Source organism: Modicisalibacter tunisiensis (assembly GCF_020148005.1).
Classification (GTDB): domain Bacteria; phylum Pseudomonadota; class Gammaproteobacteria; order Pseudomonadales; family Halomonadaceae; genus Modicisalibacter; species Modicisalibacter tunisiensis.
In genome coordinates this window covers 555,012-568,670 of sequence record NZ_JAGXFD010000001.1, presented here as the reverse complement: position 1 = coordinate 568,670, position 13,659 = coordinate 555,012, and the positions used below count along the sequence as shown (strand labels likewise).

General features: G+C 67.2%; 11 protein-coding genes and 1 other annotated feature (1 of these 12 cut by a window edge). Of the genes, 8 read left to right on the top strand and 3 right to left on the bottom strand.

Annotated features, from left to right (window positions below):
• Positions 1 to 9: 9 nt before the first annotated feature.
• Positions 10 to 270: a PP0621 family protein gene (locus KGQ91_RS02635; protein WP_163650597.1), complete on the bottom strand. Its 261-nt coding sequence runs from the start codon at positions 268 to 270 to the stop codon at positions 10 to 12.
• 156 nt (positions 271 to 426) lie between these two features.
• Between KGQ91_RS02635 and KGQ91_RS02630 the strand changes: the two genes are divergently transcribed.
• On the top strand, positions 427 to 2,058 hold the full coding sequence (locus tag KGQ91_RS02630; protein WP_224420181.1) for an NAD+ synthase: 1,632 nt from the start codon (positions 427 to 429) through the stop codon (positions 2,056 to 2,058).
• Between the two features lie 135 nt (positions 2,059 to 2,193).
• Here the strand turns inward: KGQ91_RS02630 and KGQ91_RS02625 are convergent, their stop codons facing one another.
• Positions 2,194 to 2,985: an outer membrane protein assembly factor BamD gene (locus KGQ91_RS02625; RefSeq protein WP_224420180.1), complete on the bottom strand. Its 792-nt coding sequence runs from the start codon at positions 2,983 to 2,985 to the stop codon at positions 2,194 to 2,196.
• A 158-nt stretch (positions 2,986 to 3,143) separates the two neighbouring features.
• On the opposite strand from KGQ91_RS02625, the gene rluD reads away from it, so the two are divergent.
• The 5 genes from rluD to ilvN all read left to right on the top strand — a co-directional run bounded on the left by rluD (position 3,144) and on the right by ilvN (position 10,249).
• Positions 3,144 to 4,103 (top strand): 23S rRNA pseudouridine(1911/1915/1917) synthase RluD, encoded by a 960-nt coding sequence (gene rluD, locus KGQ91_RS02620; RefSeq protein ID WP_224420179.1) that lies wholly within the window; start codon positions 3,144 to 3,146, stop codon positions 4,101 to 4,103.
• Positions 4,100 to 4,855, top strand: coding sequence for a peptidoglycan editing factor PgeF (gene pgeF, locus KGQ91_RS02615; RefSeq protein ID WP_224416400.1), 756 nt, complete (start codon positions 4,100 to 4,102; stop codon positions 4,853 to 4,855). Before rluD ends, pgeF begins: the two co-directional genes overlap by 4 nt.
• Positions 4,856 to 5,008: 153 nt before the next feature.
• Positions 5,009 to 7,594 carry an ATP-dependent chaperone ClpB gene (clpB, locus tag KGQ91_RS02610; protein ID WP_163650602.1) on the top strand — a complete coding sequence of 862 codons (2,586 nt, stop codon included), beginning with the start codon at positions 5,009 to 5,011 and terminating at the stop codon, positions 7,592 to 7,594.
• A 439-nt stretch (positions 7,595 to 8,033) separates the two neighbouring features.
• The gene (locus KGQ91_RS02605) at positions 8,034 to 9,758 is read left to right on the top strand and encodes an acetolactate synthase 3 large subunit (protein ID WP_163650603.1); all 1,725 of its coding nucleotides are present in this window, start codon (positions 8,034 to 8,036) and stop codon (positions 9,756 to 9,758) included.
• Positions 9,758 to 10,249, top strand: a complete 492-nt coding sequence (gene ilvN, locus KGQ91_RS02600) for an acetolactate synthase small subunit (RefSeq protein ID WP_163650604.1) — start codon at positions 9,758 to 9,760, stop codon at positions 10,247 to 10,249. Before KGQ91_RS02605 ends, ilvN begins: the two co-directional genes overlap by 1 nt.
• Here the strand turns inward: ilvN and ilvY are convergent.
• The gene (gene ilvY, locus KGQ91_RS02595; protein WP_224416403.1) at positions 10,239 to 11,189 is read right to left on the bottom strand and encodes an HTH-type transcriptional activator IlvY; all 951 of its coding nucleotides are present in this window, start codon (positions 11,187 to 11,189) and stop codon (positions 10,239 to 10,241) included. The genes ilvN and ilvY overlap by 11 nt on opposite strands.
• A 192-nt stretch (positions 11,190 to 11,381) precedes the next feature.
• On the opposite strand from ilvY, the gene ilvC reads away from it, so the two are divergent.
• Both ilvC and pssA read left to right on the top strand, forming a co-directional pair.
• Positions 11,382 to 12,398, top strand: a complete 1,017-nt coding sequence (gene ilvC, locus KGQ91_RS02590; RefSeq protein WP_163650606.1) for a ketol-acid reductoisomerase — start codon at positions 11,382 to 11,384, stop codon at positions 12,396 to 12,398.
• A 156-nt stretch (positions 12,399 to 12,554) separates the two neighbouring features.
• The gene (gene pssA, locus KGQ91_RS02585; RefSeq protein ID WP_163650607.1) at positions 12,555 to 13,418 is read left to right on the top strand and encodes a CDP-diacylglycerol--serine O-phosphatidyltransferase; all 864 of its coding nucleotides are present in this window, start codon (positions 12,555 to 12,557) and stop codon (positions 13,416 to 13,418) included.
• Positions 13,419 to 13,531: 113 nt separating this feature from the next.
• Positions 13,532 to 13,659 (top strand) — a sequence feature (23S ribosomal RNA rRNA prediction is too short); it runs 160 nt beyond the window's last position.

Sequence of the window (13,659 nt, the reverse complement as noted above, 5' to 3'; positions counted from 1 at the left end):
GCTTGTCGCTCAGCCCTTGGGCTGCTGCTCCTCGAGGAAGCGCGCGTGGTGGGACTCGTTGCAGAACCACAGGGCATCGCGGCGGATGGCGTCGGACTCGGGCAGGTGCACCCGGCAGTAGGCGCAGCGCACCATGCGGCCGTCGTCGATGGTGCGCGGCCGGCTGGCGTCGTCCTGGTCGAGCCGCCACTGGCGGTACAGGCGATAGAGCTTGAGGCCGGCCCAGAACAGGACCGCGAAGATGATCAGGCGTATGATCAAGAGGTTCATCCCGTGGCTCCCCCGCCGGATGGGCCGGTGCTTTGCAGGCGGCGATCCATGCGGGACAATGGCGTCAATGGGGTAGTGTAAGGGAAGCGACTGCGCCTGCCTATCGGGCAGCCTGCCCCGTCCGTCCATGACCGTGATTCGAGGAATGACCCAGCCATGCAAGACTTGACCCTGGTAATGGCCCAGCTGGACCCGTTGGTGGGCGATATACCCGGTAACGCCGATCGGGCCATCGAGGCGGTGCGCGAGGCCCGCCTCGAGCACAAGGCGGATGTGGTGGTCTTTCCCGAGCTGTTCCTGACCGGCTACCCGCCCGAGGACCTGCTGCTGCGTCCCTCGATGGAGACGCGGCTGGCGGCGGCCCGGGAGCGCATGGCCGAGAAGGTCGCCCGCGACGTGATGGTGATCATCGGCTATCCCGGCCGACGCGAGGATGGCTACTTCAATCTGGCCGGCGTGCTCTACAACGGCGAGTGGCTGGGCGAGTACGCCAAGCAGTCGCTGCCCAACTACCTGGTGTTCGACGAGCACCGCTACTTCACGCCCGGCGATGCGCCGCTGGTGATCGAGCATGGCGGGGCTCGCCTGGGGATCCTGATCTGCGAGGACCTGTGGGACGGCGCGCCGGTCCGGCGTGCCCGGGATGCCGGCGCCGACATCCTGGTGACCCTGAACGCCTCGCCCTATCACCGCGACAAGCCGGCCGAGCGGCTGTCGCTGTTCGCCGACCGGGCCCGCGAGGTGCAGCGCCCGGTGGTGTACGCCAACCAGGTCGGCGGTCAGGACGAGCTGGTCTTCGATGGCGGCTCGCTGGTGGTCGATGCCGCCGGCGAGCTGCAGGTGCGTGCCCCGCACTGGCAGGCCGGCCTGATGCCGGTGCGCTTTCTCGGCGAGGCACAGGGCTGGCGGCCGGAGGCGGGCGAGATCGAGCCGCTGCTCGATGCCGAGGAGAGCCTCTACTGCGCGCTGGTCACCGGGGTGCGCGACTACGTCAACAAGAGCGGCTTCAAGGGTGTGGTACTGGGCCTGTCGGGCGGCATCGACTCGGCGCTGTCGCTGGCCATCGCGGTGGATGCGCTGGGCCCGGACCGGGTCCAGGCGGTGATGATGCCCTATCACTACACCGCCGACATCTCCCGCGAGGACGCCGCCGAGCAGGCCCGGCGGCTGGGCGTGCACTACGAGGTGCTGCCGATCGTGTCGATGGTCGAGGCGGCCGACGAGACGCTCGCGCAGAGCTTCGCCGGCGCCCCGCAGGACACCACCGAGGAGAATCTGCAGTCACGCTGTCGCGGCGTGCTGCTGATGGCGATCTCCAACAAGAAGGGCCTGATGGTGCTGACCACCGGCAACAAGAGCGAGATGGCGGTGGGCTACGCCACGCTCTACGGCGACATGGTCGGCGGCTACAACGCGCTCAAGGATGTCTACAAGACCTGGGTCTATCGCCTCGCGACGTGGCGCAACGCGCAGGAGCCGGTGATCCCCGAGCGGGTCATCACCCGCCCGCCCTCCGCCGAGCTGGCGCCAGATCAGCAGGACAGCGACTCGCTGCCCGGCTACGACGTGCTGGATGCGATTCTCGAGCGCTACATCGAGGGCGACATGAGTGCCGAGGCGATCATCGACGCCGGCTTCGACCGCGAGGCCGTCTACAAGGTAGTCAAGCTGGTCGATCGCAACGAGTACAAGCGCCGTCAGGCGCCGGTCGGTGTGCGGGTGACGTCACGCGGGTTCGGCCGCGACCGGCGCTACCCGATCGTCAATCGCTGGCAGCCCGGCGAATAAGCAGACCGGCGAATAGAGAGTCCGGCCTCGGGCCGCGGGCGACGAAACGCAGAACACCTCCACTGGCATGGTCCAGGGAGGTGTTCTGGGTTTTGGAGCTTAGTCTTGCAGCCCGAAGCCCGAAGCCCGAAGCCCTTACAGCGTCAGCGGCTTGGCGTCGACGTACTTCGGTTCGAAGGTGGTGCCGTCGAGCCGGTCGTTGTTCGGGTCGTTGTCGATCAGCGTCTTGAGGACCTCGCGGGCGCGGTCGCGCATGTCGAGCCCCAGATAGCCCTCCACCATGGTGGCCAGGGCGTCGCGGGTGGCCGGGGTGCGCGGGTAGTGCTCCAGCACCCACTTGCCGCGCTCCACGGCGGCGACGTAGGCGCCCTTGCGCAGGTAGAAGTCGGCGATCTGCAGTTCGTGGCGGGCGAGGACGTTGCGCAGGTAGATCACCCGCTGGCGGGCGTCGGCGGCGTAGGGGCTGTCGGGGAAGCGACGCGCCAGTTCGCTGAAATCGACGTAGGCATCCCGCGAGGCGCCCAGGTCACGCTTGGAGATGTCGATCATCTCCAGCCCCTCGAGGCTGAAGCGGCCGGCTTCGTAGGCGGCCAGGCCGCGCAGGTAGTAGGCGTAGTCGACCTGCGGATGGTCCGGATGCAGACGGATGAAACGGCTGGCGGCGGCCCGGGCGGCTTCCCAGTTGTCGACCTTGTAGTAGGCGTAGATCAACTCGAGCTGGGCCTGCTCGGCGTAGCGGCCGAACGGGTAGCGGGTGTCCAGCGCCTCGAGCTGCTTGACGGCATCGTTGTAATGATGGGTGTCGAGCGATGACTGCGCCTTCTGATAGAGCTCCTGTTCCTGCAGCTTGGGGGAAACCTCGGTGCTGGCGCAGCCGGCCAGCAGGGTGGCGGTCAGGGCCAGGGCGGCCAGGGAAGCAACACGCATCGTCATCCTCGTCTCGGGCAATCGTCTGGGGCCGTGGTAGAATCGGTCGAATTCGGTCACCAGTCAAAGCACCACACTATAAAGCACACGCCACCGGCGGGGACAGGCCTTGCCGGGAAAACCCCACGTCCACTCCCGCTACAGGCATTCGGCAAGCTATGTCAGAGACTCTGCACCGCGACGCGCGTATCCCCGAGACGATGGTCGGCCTGCGCCTGGACCAGGCCGCCGCCGAGCTGCTGCCCGACTTCTCCCGCGAGCGGCTCAAGAGCTGGATCAAGCGCGGCGAACTGACCGTCGATGGCGCCCGGGCCCGGCCGAAGGACAAGGTGGTCGGCGGCGAGCGGTTGGTACTGGACACGGTGCTCGAGGACGAGGTGCGCTGGACGCCCCAGGCCATCGCGCTGGACATCGTCCACGAGGATGACTCGGTGCTGGTGGTCAACAAGCCCGCCGGGCTGGTGGTGCATCCGGCCGCCGGCAATCCCGACGGCACGCTGCTCAACGCCCTGCTGCACCATCGGCCGGCGTTGGCCGCCATCCCTCGGGCGGGCATCGTGCACCGCCTGGACAAGGACACCACCGGGCTGATGGTGGTGGCCAAGACCCTGGCCGCCCAGACTGCGCTGGTCGAGCAGCTCCAGGCGCGCACGGTCTCGCGGGAATACGACGCGGTGGTGATCGGCGTGATGACCGCCGGGGGCACGGTCGATGCGCCCATCGGCCGCCACCCGCGGGACCGCAAGCGCCAGGCGGTGCATGTCTCCGGCAAGCCGGCGGTGACGCACTACCGGGTGGTGGAGCGCTTCCGCGGGCATACCCATGTGCGCTGCAAGCTGGAAACCGGACGTACCCACCAGATTCGCGTGCACCTGGCCCATCAGCGCTTTCCGCTGGTGGGGGACGCGCTTTATGGTGGGCGGCTCAAGCTGCCCGCGGGGGCCAGTGATTCGCTCAAGGAGCTGCTGCGCCATTTCCCGCGCCAGGCCCTGCATGCCCGCAAGCTGGCCTTCATGCATCCCGACAGCGGCGAGACGCTGACCCTGCGCGCCGAGCTGCCGGATGACCTGTGGCTGTTGCTGGATGGCCTGCGGGCCGACCAGGAGGAGAGTTCATGAGCGAGCGTCCGACCCTGCTGTTGCCGGACTGGCCGGCCCCGGCCACCGTCGGCGCCTTCGTCACCACCCGCGAGACCGGGCCCAGCCGCGGGCCGTTCGCGGCCTTCAATCCGGCCCTGCACGTCGGCGACGACCCGCGGGACGTGCAGCGCTGCCGCGAGCTGCTGGCCGAGGAGATCGGCGACGCGCGGGCGCTGCTGTGGCTCGACCAGGTGCATGGCGCCAATGTCGTCCAGGATTATCGGCCCGCGTATGCCGAGCGAGCACCGCGTGCCGATGCGGCGGTCGCCGGTGACGCGGGCCATGCCTGCGTGGTGCTGACCGCCGACTGCCTGCCGGTGTTCTTCTGCGATCGGCGCGGTACCCGCGTCGGCGTGGCGCACGCCGGGTGGCGCGGGCTGGCCGGCGGCGTGCTGGAAGCCAGCGTGGCCGCGCTGGGCATTGCGCCCACGGAGCTGATGGCCTGGCTGGGGCCGGCCATCTCCAATGCCCAGTTCGAGGTGGGCCACGAGGTCCGGGACGCCTTCGTGGCGTTCCAGGCCGAGGCCGAGGAGGCCTTCGAGCCCAGCCCCTATCGGCTCGGCCACTACATGGCGGACCTCTACAAGCTCGCCCGGCTGCGCCTCGAGCGCCTGGGGCTCGCGCAGGTCAGCGGTGGCCACTTCTGCACCGCCTGCGAATCGCGCTTCTACTCCCACCGCCGCGATGACGGCGTCACCGGTCGCATGGCCAGCGTGATCTGGCTGCGCTGAATCCCGTCCGGGCTTGATCCGCATCAAGCCCGCCGTGCATCGCCATGCCGGTGACTTGAAACTCGCCCAGCATACCTCCATTGATAGTGTCAACACGGACAAGGGCCGCGTGGCGCGTCCGACCGCGCCATTGCCCCCAATGGAGGATTTTCGATGCGAATCGACCGCATGACCAGCAAGCTGCAGAACGCCCTGGCCGAGGCCCAGTCCCTGGCGGTGGGACGCAGCCACAACCAGCTCGACCCCGGGCATGTGCTGGCCGCGCTGCTCGACGCCGGCGACAGCGGCATCAAGGGCCTGGTGCAGAAGGCCGGTGGCGATGTCGCCAAGCTGCGCGACGGCCTGGCCGAATACCTCGACAACCTGCCCAGCGTCGGCCAGTTCGACGGCAACGTGACCATGAGCCAGGATCTGGCGCGGCTGTTCAACCTCGCCGACCGCGAGGCCCAGGCGCGCGGCGATCAGTACATCGCCAGCGAACTGGTGCTGCTCGCGGCGCTGGAGATGAATCAGCGCATCACCAAGGTGCTGACCCAGGCCGGGCTGAACAAGAAGGCACTGGTGGCGGCCATCGACAGCCTGCGCGGCGGCCAGGCGGTGGACGACGCCGGTGCCGAGGAAAACCGCGAGGCGCTCGACAAGTACACGCTCGATCTCACCGCACGCGCCGGCGAGGGCAAGCTCGACCCGGTGATCGGCCGCGACGATGAGATCCGTCGCACCATCCAGGTGCTGCAGCGGCGCACCAAGAACAACCCGGTGCTGATCGGCGAGCCCGGGGTGGGCAAGACGGCGATCGTCGAAGGCCTGGCCCAGCGCATCGTCAATGGCGAGGTGCCCGAGGGGCTCAAGGACAAGCGCGTGCTGTCGCTGGACATGGGCGCGCTGCTCGCCGGCGCCAAGTTCCGCGGCGATTTCGAGGAGCGCCTCAAGGCGGTGCTCAGCGAGCTGGCCAAGGAAGAAGGGCGGGTGATCCTGTTCATCGACGAGCTGCACACCATGGTCGGCGCCGGCAAGGCCGAGGGTTCGATGGACGCCGGCAACATGCTCAAGCCCGCCCTGGCGCGCGGCGAGCTGCATTGCGTGGGCGCCACCACCCTCGACGAGTATCGCCAGTACATCGAGAAGGACGCCGCGCTGGAGCGCCGCTTCCAGAAGGTGCTGGTCGACGAGCCCAGCGAGGAGGACACCGTCGCCATCCTGCGCGGCCTCAAGGAGCGCTACGAGGTCCACCACGGGGTGGACATCACCGACGGCGCGATCATCGCCGCGGCCAAGCTCTCGCAGCGCTACATCACCGACCGTCAGCTGCCCGACAAGGCGATCGACCTGATCGACGAGGCGGCCTCGCGCATCCGCATGGAGCTCGACTCCAAGCCCGAGGAGATGGACCGTCTCGACCGCCGGCTGATCCAGCTCAAGATGGAGCGCGAGGCGCTCAAGAAGGAGACTGACGAGGCCTCCCGCAAGCGGCTCGAGAACCTCGAGGCCCAGATCGACGAGCTGGAGCGCGAGTACGCCGACCTCGACGAGGTGTGGAAGGCCGAGAAGGCCAGCATCCAGGGCGCGGCGCAGTTCAAGGCCGAGTTGGAGCAGGCGCGCATCGATCTCGAGGCGGCGCGCCGCCAGGGTGACCTGGGCCGCATGTCCGAGCTGCAGTACGGGGTGATTCCGTCGCTGGAGAAGAAGATCGCCGAGTCCAGCGAGGCCGAGGGCGATACCTCGAGCCACCAGCTGCTGCGCTCCAACGTCACCGAGGAGGAGATCGCCGAGGTGGTGTCGCGCTGGACCGGCATCCCGGTGGCCAAGATGCTCGAGGGCGAGCGCGACAAGCTGCTGCGCATGGAGGACGCGCTGCACGAGCGGGTGATCGGCCAGGACGAGGCGGTCAAGGCGGTCGCCGACGCCGTGCGCCGCTCGCGCGCCGGGCTCGCCGACCCGCACCGGCCCAACGGTTCCTTCCTGTTCCTCGGCCCCACCGGGGTGGGCAAGACCGAGCTGTGCAAGTCGCTGGCCAGCTTCCTCTTCGACACCGAGGAGGCGATGGTGCGCATCGACATGTCCGAGTTCATGGAGAAGCACTCCGTGGCGCGGCTGATCGGTGCCCCTCCCGGCTATGTCGGCTACGAGGAGGGTGGCTACCTGACCGAGGCGGTGCGCCGCAAGCCCTATTCGGTGCTGCTGCTCGACGAGGTCGAGAAGGCCCACCCGGATGTCTTCAACATCCTCCTGCAGGTGCTCGAGGATGGCCGGCTGACCGATGGCCAGGGGCGTACCGTGGACTTCCGCAACACGGTGATCGTGATGACCTCCAACATGGGCTCCGACCTGATCCAGCGCCTGGCCGGCGAGGGCGAGGACGCCTACACGCGGATGAAGGACGCCGTGATGGAGGTGGTCGGGCAGCAGTTCCGGCCCGAGCTGATCAACCGCATCGACGAGGTGGTGGTGTTCCACCCGCTGGGGCAGGAGCAGATCCAGCAGATCGCGGCGATCCAGCTGCAGCGGCTGCGTGACCGGCTCGCCGAACGCGACATCGGGCTGGAAGTCTCCGACGACGCCATGGCCCAGCTGGCGGTGGTCGGCTTCGACCCGGTGTTCGGGGCGCGGCCGCTCAAGCGGGCGATCCAGAGCCGGCTGGAGAACCCGCTGGCCCAGGAGCTGCTGGCCGGGCATTTCGTCCCGGGCGATACCGTTCGTGTCACCACCGAGGATGGTCACCTGGCCTTCGCCAAGTAAGCATTCATTCGGCGCGTCGCACCGAGGCCCCGTCTTCCCCAGGGAAGGCGGGGCCTTTGCATGTTCCGGGCCGGGCAATCCGCCACCGCAAAGGCCGCCGTGGTTGACATGGTTATCCGGCTATTGGAATCTTGACGGTTCCTGAGCAAGGGACGTGGCTTCAGCGGGCGATCCCCCAACGCCGCGTGACGGGTAGGCGTTTCGGCCTCTACTCGCCCTGTAAGGACTTCCGGGCACGGGTTAACCGCCTTGCCTGGCCCAACCCCCGACGCGGCGATCCGTCGCGGTGCAGAGTGCAGGCCCCATCCGGGCCGAAGAACGCCAGGGTTTGGCATCAGGTGCCGGCCGCGGGCCGGCAGCGGCATACCGCCGCACTCGACTTTCGCGACCCTTGCCGGGGTGGCGACAAGGCACTCGAGACCTCCAGGGGAGATACACTGTGGAATTGCTTTCCGGCGCCGACATGATCGCCCGCTTCCTTAAGGATGAGGGCGTTGAATACATCTATGGCTATCCGGGAGGGGCAGCGCTGCACATCTACGATGCGCTGTTCCGTCAGGATGCCGTCAAGCACATCCTTGTGCGCCACGAACAGGCCGCGACCCACGCCGCCGACGGCTATGCGCGGGCGTCCGGCAAGCCCGGCACCGTGCTGGTGACCTCCGGCCCCGGCGCGACCAACACCGTCACCGGCATCGCCACCGCCTACATGGACTCGATTCCCATGGTGGTGCTGTGCGGGCAGGTCGCCAGCCATCTGATCGGCGAGGATGCCTTCCAGGAAACCGACATCGTCGGCGTGACCCGGCCGATCGTGAAGCACAGCTTCATCATCAAGCACCCGACCGAGATCCCGACGGTCCTCAAGAAGGCCTACTACCTGGCGGCCTCCGGGCGGCCGGGCCCGGTGGTGGTGGACATTCCCAAGGACATGACCGCGCCCACCGAGCGCTACGAGTACGTCTATCCGAAGAAGGTCAAGCTGCGCTCCTACAACCCGGTCACCCGCGGGCACACCGGCCAGATCAAGAAGGCCGTGGAGCTGATGCTCAAGGCTCGGCGTCCGGTGTTCTACACCGGCGGCGGCGTGGTCACCGGCGACGCCAGCGAGGCGCTGACCGATCTGGTGCAGCGGCTGGGCTATCCGATCACCACCACCCTGATGGGCATCGGCGCCTATCCGCAGCGCGACCGCCAGTCGCTGGGCTGGCTGGGCATGCACGGCTCCTACGAAGCCAACATGGCCATGCACCATGCCGACCTGATCGTCGCCATCGGCGCGCGCTTCGATGACCGGGTGACCAACAATACCTCCAAGTTCTGCCCCACGGCCAAGATCGTCCACGTCGACATCGATCCCAGCTCGATCTCCAAGACCGTGCGCGCCGACGTGCCGATCGTCGGCCCGGCGGGGAGCGTCATCAGCGAGATGATCAGCCTGGTCCAGGGGCGCGAGCCGGCCAATCCCGAGGCGCTGACCGAGTGGTGGGAACGCATCGACGGCTGGCGCGACGAGCGCCGTGGCAAGCTCTACGAGCCGGCCGCACCGGGCGAGCCGCTCAAGCCGCAGCAGGTGATCGAGGCGATCTGCGAGGTCACCCGCGGCGAGGCGTTCGTCACCACCGATGTCGGCCAGCACCAGATGTTCGCCGCGCAGTACTACAAGTTCGACAAGCCCAACCGTTTCATCACCTCGGGCGGGCTGGGCACCATGGGCTTCGGCTTCCCCGCGGCGATGGGCATCAAGCAGAACTACCCGGACGATGACGTGGTCTGCATCACCGGCGAGGGCAGCTTCCAGATGATGATGCAGGAGCTGTCGACCTGTAAGCAGTACGGGGTCGGCGTCAAGATCGTCAACCTCAACAACCAGTCGCTGGGCATGGTCCGCCAGTGGCAGGATCTGAACTACAAGTCGCGCCATGCGCACTCCTACATGGAGTCGCTGCCCGACTTCGGCAAGCTGATCGAGGCCTATGGCTTCACCGCGATTCGCGTGGAACGCGAGGAGGATCTCCTGCCGGCGCTGGAGCGGGCGTTCGCCGACAAGGACGAGCTGGTGTTCCTCGATGTCTATGTCGACCCGCGCGAGCACGTCTACCCGATGCAGGTGCCCCTGGGCTCCATGCGTGACATGCTGCTTTCGAAGACGGAGCGGACCTGATGCGCCATATCATCTCGATCCTGATGGAAAACGAACCCGGCGCCCTGTCCCGCGTGGTGGGGCTGTTCTCCCAGCGCAACTTCAACATCGAGTCGCTGAACGTGGCGCCGACCGACGATGCCACCCTGTCGCGCCTGACGGTGACCACCGTGGGCGACGATCGGGTGATCGAGCAGATCACCAAGCACCTCAACAAGCTGATCGACGTGGTCAAGCTGGTCGACCTGACCGAGGGCAATCACGTCGAGCGCGAGCTGATGCTGGTCAAGGTCAAGGCGCTGGGCGCGCAGCGTGACGAGGTCAAGCGTACCGTGGACATCTTCCGTGCGCAGATCGTCGACGTCACGCCGAGCGTCTACACCGTGCAGATCACCGGCGATGCCGCCAAGCTGGACGCCTTCCTGCAGGCCATGAGCCCGATCGGTGTGCTGGAAGTGGCGCGCACCGGCGTCTCGGGAATCTCCCGGGGCGACAAGGTGCTCAGCCTCTAGGTGCATCGCCTGCGCCGTGGTCCGTCGAGCCGTCCCTCCGGGGGCGGCTTTTTGTTGCCGGGGTGTCGGGAATCTGCTGCCAGAGCGCGTGAATCAGCGGGTGGCGCAGCTTGCGCTCGAGCACGCACAGGCCGACGTCGTAGGGCGCCAGGCGCGGCGTGACCTCGAGGATCCGCACGCGATCGGCCAGTGGGCTGTTGTCGAGCACGATCCGCGGCACCACGCCGACGCCGAAGCCCAGCCCGACCATGCTGACGATCGCCTCGTTGCCGGCGACCTGGGCGTAGATGCGCGGCTTGATGCCGAAGCGGCGAAACCAGGCATCGGTGCGATCCCGGGCCAGCCCCGACTCGGAGAGGATCATCGGCGTCGTCGCCCACTGCGCCGGCGGGCTGTCCGGCGAGGGCACCCAGTCGGCGGGCTCGCTGGGGGCGATGAACACCAGGGGCGAGGTGGCGATGGGCTTGAAGGCCAGCGACCCGGGCAGCGCCTCGGGACGGGCGGTGATCGCCATGTCCTCGTCGCCGCCGATGACCCGGCCGATGGCGTCGGCCGGGTCGCCAGTGTGCAGCTTGAGCTCGATGCGCGGGTGGCGCAGGCGGAACTCGCTGAGCAGCTCGTAGAGGAAGCTGTAGCTGGCGGTGACCGAGCAGTAGATGCTGATCTCGCCGGTCAGTTCGCCGCTCTGCTCCATCAGTGTCTGGCGCAGCAGGGCCCACTGTTCCAGGGTGTCACGGGCGTACTGCTGGAAGAGGCGGCCCTCGCGGGTCAGTGCCACGCGACGGTTGTCGCGCTCGAACAGCGACACGCCGAGGCTGGCCTCGAGCTGGGCGATGGTGCGGCTGAGCGTCGAGGGGCTGACGTGGCAGGCGTCGCTGGCGCGGCCGAAGTGCAGGGTCTCGGCCAGGGCGAGGAAGTGCCTGAGGGGGCGCAGGTCCATGGCGTATTGCACCTGGTGAATTGAAATGTTGCAAATATAGCGTTTTACGCAACGCAGTGCCTGCCGTATCGTGTCTCCAGACACAAGGAGCGGCGCCCGCACTGCGGTCGACCGGTCCACCACGCCGCGCTAGACGGCGGGCCATCAACGCTGACGCAATCCTTTACTCGCTCGATATCACGGAGTTTCCCCATGCGCGTTTACTACGACAAAGATTGCGACCTGTCGCTCGTTCAGGCCAAGAAGGTGGCCATCGTCGGTTACGGCTCCCAGGGCCATGCCCACGCCAACAACCTGAAGGAGTCCGGCGTCGACGTGACCGTCGCCCTGCGCAAGGGCTCCTCCTCCGCGGCCAAGGCCGAGGGTGCCGGCCTCAAGGTGGCCAGCGTGGCCGACGCCAGCCGCGAGGCCGACATCGTCATGGTGCTGGCGCCGGACGAGAACCAGAAGGCCATCTACGAGAACGAGATCGAGCCCAACCTCAAGCAGGGCGCGACGCTGGCCTTCGCCCACGGCTTCAACATCCATTACAACCAGATCGTGCCGCGCAGCGACCTGGACGTGATCATGATCGCGCCCAAGGCGCCGGGTCACACCGTGCGCTCCGAGTTCACCCGTGGCGGCGGCATCCCCGACCTGATCGCCGTCGAGCAGAACGCCTCCGGCCAGGCCAAGGAAATCGCCCTGTCCTACGCCGCGGCGATCGGCGGTGGTCGTACCGGCATCATCGAGACCACCTTCCGCGACGAGACCGAGACCGACCTGTTCGGTGAGCAGACCGTGCTCTGCGGCGGCGCCGTCGAGCTGGTCAAGGCCGGGTTCGAGACCCTGACCGAAGCCGGCTATGCCCCGGAAATGGCCTACTTCGAGTGCCTGCACGAGCTCAAGCTGATCGTCGACCTGATGTACGAGGGCGGCATCGCCAACATGAATTACTCGATCTCCAACAACGCCGAGTACGGCGAGTACGTCACCGGCCCGGAGGTCATCAACGACGAGTCGCGTGCGGCGATGCGCAATGCGCTCAAGCGCATCCAGAGCGGCGAGTACGCCAAGATGTTCATCCAGGAAGGCAACACCAACTACCCGTCGATGCATGCCCGCCGTCGCCTCAACGCCGAGCATCCGATCGAGCAGGTCGGCGAGAAGCTGCGTGCGATGATGCCGTGGATCGCCGCCAACCAGCTGGTCGACAAGAGCAAGAACTGAGCGTTTCCGAACGACAGGCAGCATCTCCAGAGGCGCGGATTTCCGCGCCTCTGGCGTTTCCCGGGTGGCGATGGGCGGGCGAGTGAGCCTATCGTTAGGGGCGGCAGGGTGTAGAATGCGCGCTCATGCCGGATGCTGGCAACGGAACGAGACTTTATGACCCAAGAGCCTCAACAGGATACGCACGCTTCAACGCCCCCGACCTCGGCCGAGTCCGAGTTTTCCGAGTTCGCCCGGGAGACCGATGTCGTCGAGGAAACCGTCGAGAATGGCAAGAAGGTCAGGCGCCGCGGGATCTACCTGCTGCCCAACCTGTTCACGACCTCGGCGCTGTTCTCGGGATTCTTCGCCGTGGTGGCGGCCATCAACGGCGACTTCGCCGCGGCGGCCATCGCCATCTTCGTGTCGATGGTGCTCGACGGTCTGGATGGCCGTGTGGCACGGCTCACCAACACCCAGAGCGCCTTCGGGGCGGAATACGACAGCCTGGCCGACATGCTCTCCTTCGGCGTGGCGCCGGCGGTGGTGGCCTTCTCGTGGATTCTGCAGGATGTCGGCAAGATCGGCTGGATCGCCGCCTTCGTGTACGTGGCCGGTGCGGCCCTGCGGCTGGCGCGCTTCAACGTCCAGCTCGGTTCCACCGACAAGAAGTGGTTCATCGGCCTGCCGAGCCCGTCGGCGGCGGCCCTGGTGGCCGGTTGCGTGTGGGTCTTCCACAGCTTCGAGATCGAGGCCTACGCCTTCAAGTTGCTGATGACCTTCATCGTGGTGGCCGCCGGCGTGCTGATGGTCAGCAATATCCGCTACTACAGCTTCAAGGAAATTGACCTCAAGGGCCCGGTGCCCTTCGTGGCGCTGCTGGCGATCGTGCTGATCTTCGTGGTGATCTCGCTGGAGCCGTCGGTGATGCTGCTGGCATTGTTCGGCTGCTACGTGGCTTCAGGGCCGCTGATGGCCGCCAAGCGCAAGCTCAAGGGGCAGCCGGCTCCCGACAGGGTAAATACCGACGTCGAGCATTGAGTGCGGCTCTTCGCCGGAAATGTCCCCCGACGCCCGCCTTCTGGCGGGCGTTCTGGTTTATCCACACCCGGTTTGTCGGCGTCTCGCGAGAGCGAGAGTGGCCAGGTGAAACGGGGCGTTTGGGAGGATCTCGAAAATTTTTTCGGCCGAGGGCTTGTCAGGGCCGAAGGTGGGGCGTAAAGTACGCATCCGCTGCCGACGACGGGACACGTCACCGGCGGTGGAGAGGAGAAGCAAGTGG

Bases quoted from the DNA above. Each gene is read 5' to 3' on its own strand.
- KGQ91_RS02635 (WP_163650597.1), bottom strand. From the start codon at position 270: ATGAACCTCTTGATCATACGCCTGATCATCTTCGCGGTCCTGTTCTGG.
- KGQ91_RS02630 (WP_224420181.1), top strand. From the start codon at position 427: ATGCAAGACTTGACCCTGGTAATGGCCCAGCTGGACCCGTTGGTGGGC.
- KGQ91_RS02625 (WP_224420180.1), bottom strand. From the start codon at position 2,985: ATGCGTGTTGCTTCCCTGGCCGCCCTGGCCCTGACCGCCACCCTGCTG.
- rluD (WP_224420179.1), top strand. From the start codon at position 3,144: ATGTCAGAGACTCTGCACCGCGACGCGCGTATCCCCGAGACGATGGTC.
- pgeF (WP_224416400.1), top strand. From the start codon at position 4,100: ATGAGCGAGCGTCCGACCCTGCTGTTGCCGGACTGGCCGGCCCCGGCC.
- clpB (WP_163650602.1), top strand. From the start codon at position 5,009: ATGCGAATCGACCGCATGACCAGCAAGCTGCAGAACGCCCTGGCCGAG.
- ilvN (WP_163650604.1), top strand. From the start codon at position 9,758: ATGCGCCATATCATCTCGATCCTGATGGAAAACGAACCCGGCGCCCTG.
- ilvY (WP_224416403.1), bottom strand. From the start codon at position 11,189: ATGGACCTGCGCCCCCTCAGGCACTTCCTCGCCCTGGCCGAGACCCTG.
- ilvC (WP_163650606.1), top strand. From the start codon at position 11,382: ATGCGCGTTTACTACGACAAAGATTGCGACCTGTCGCTCGTTCAGGCC.
- pssA (WP_163650607.1), top strand. From the start codon at position 12,555: ATGACCCAAGAGCCTCAACAGGATACGCACGCTTCAACGCCCCCGACC.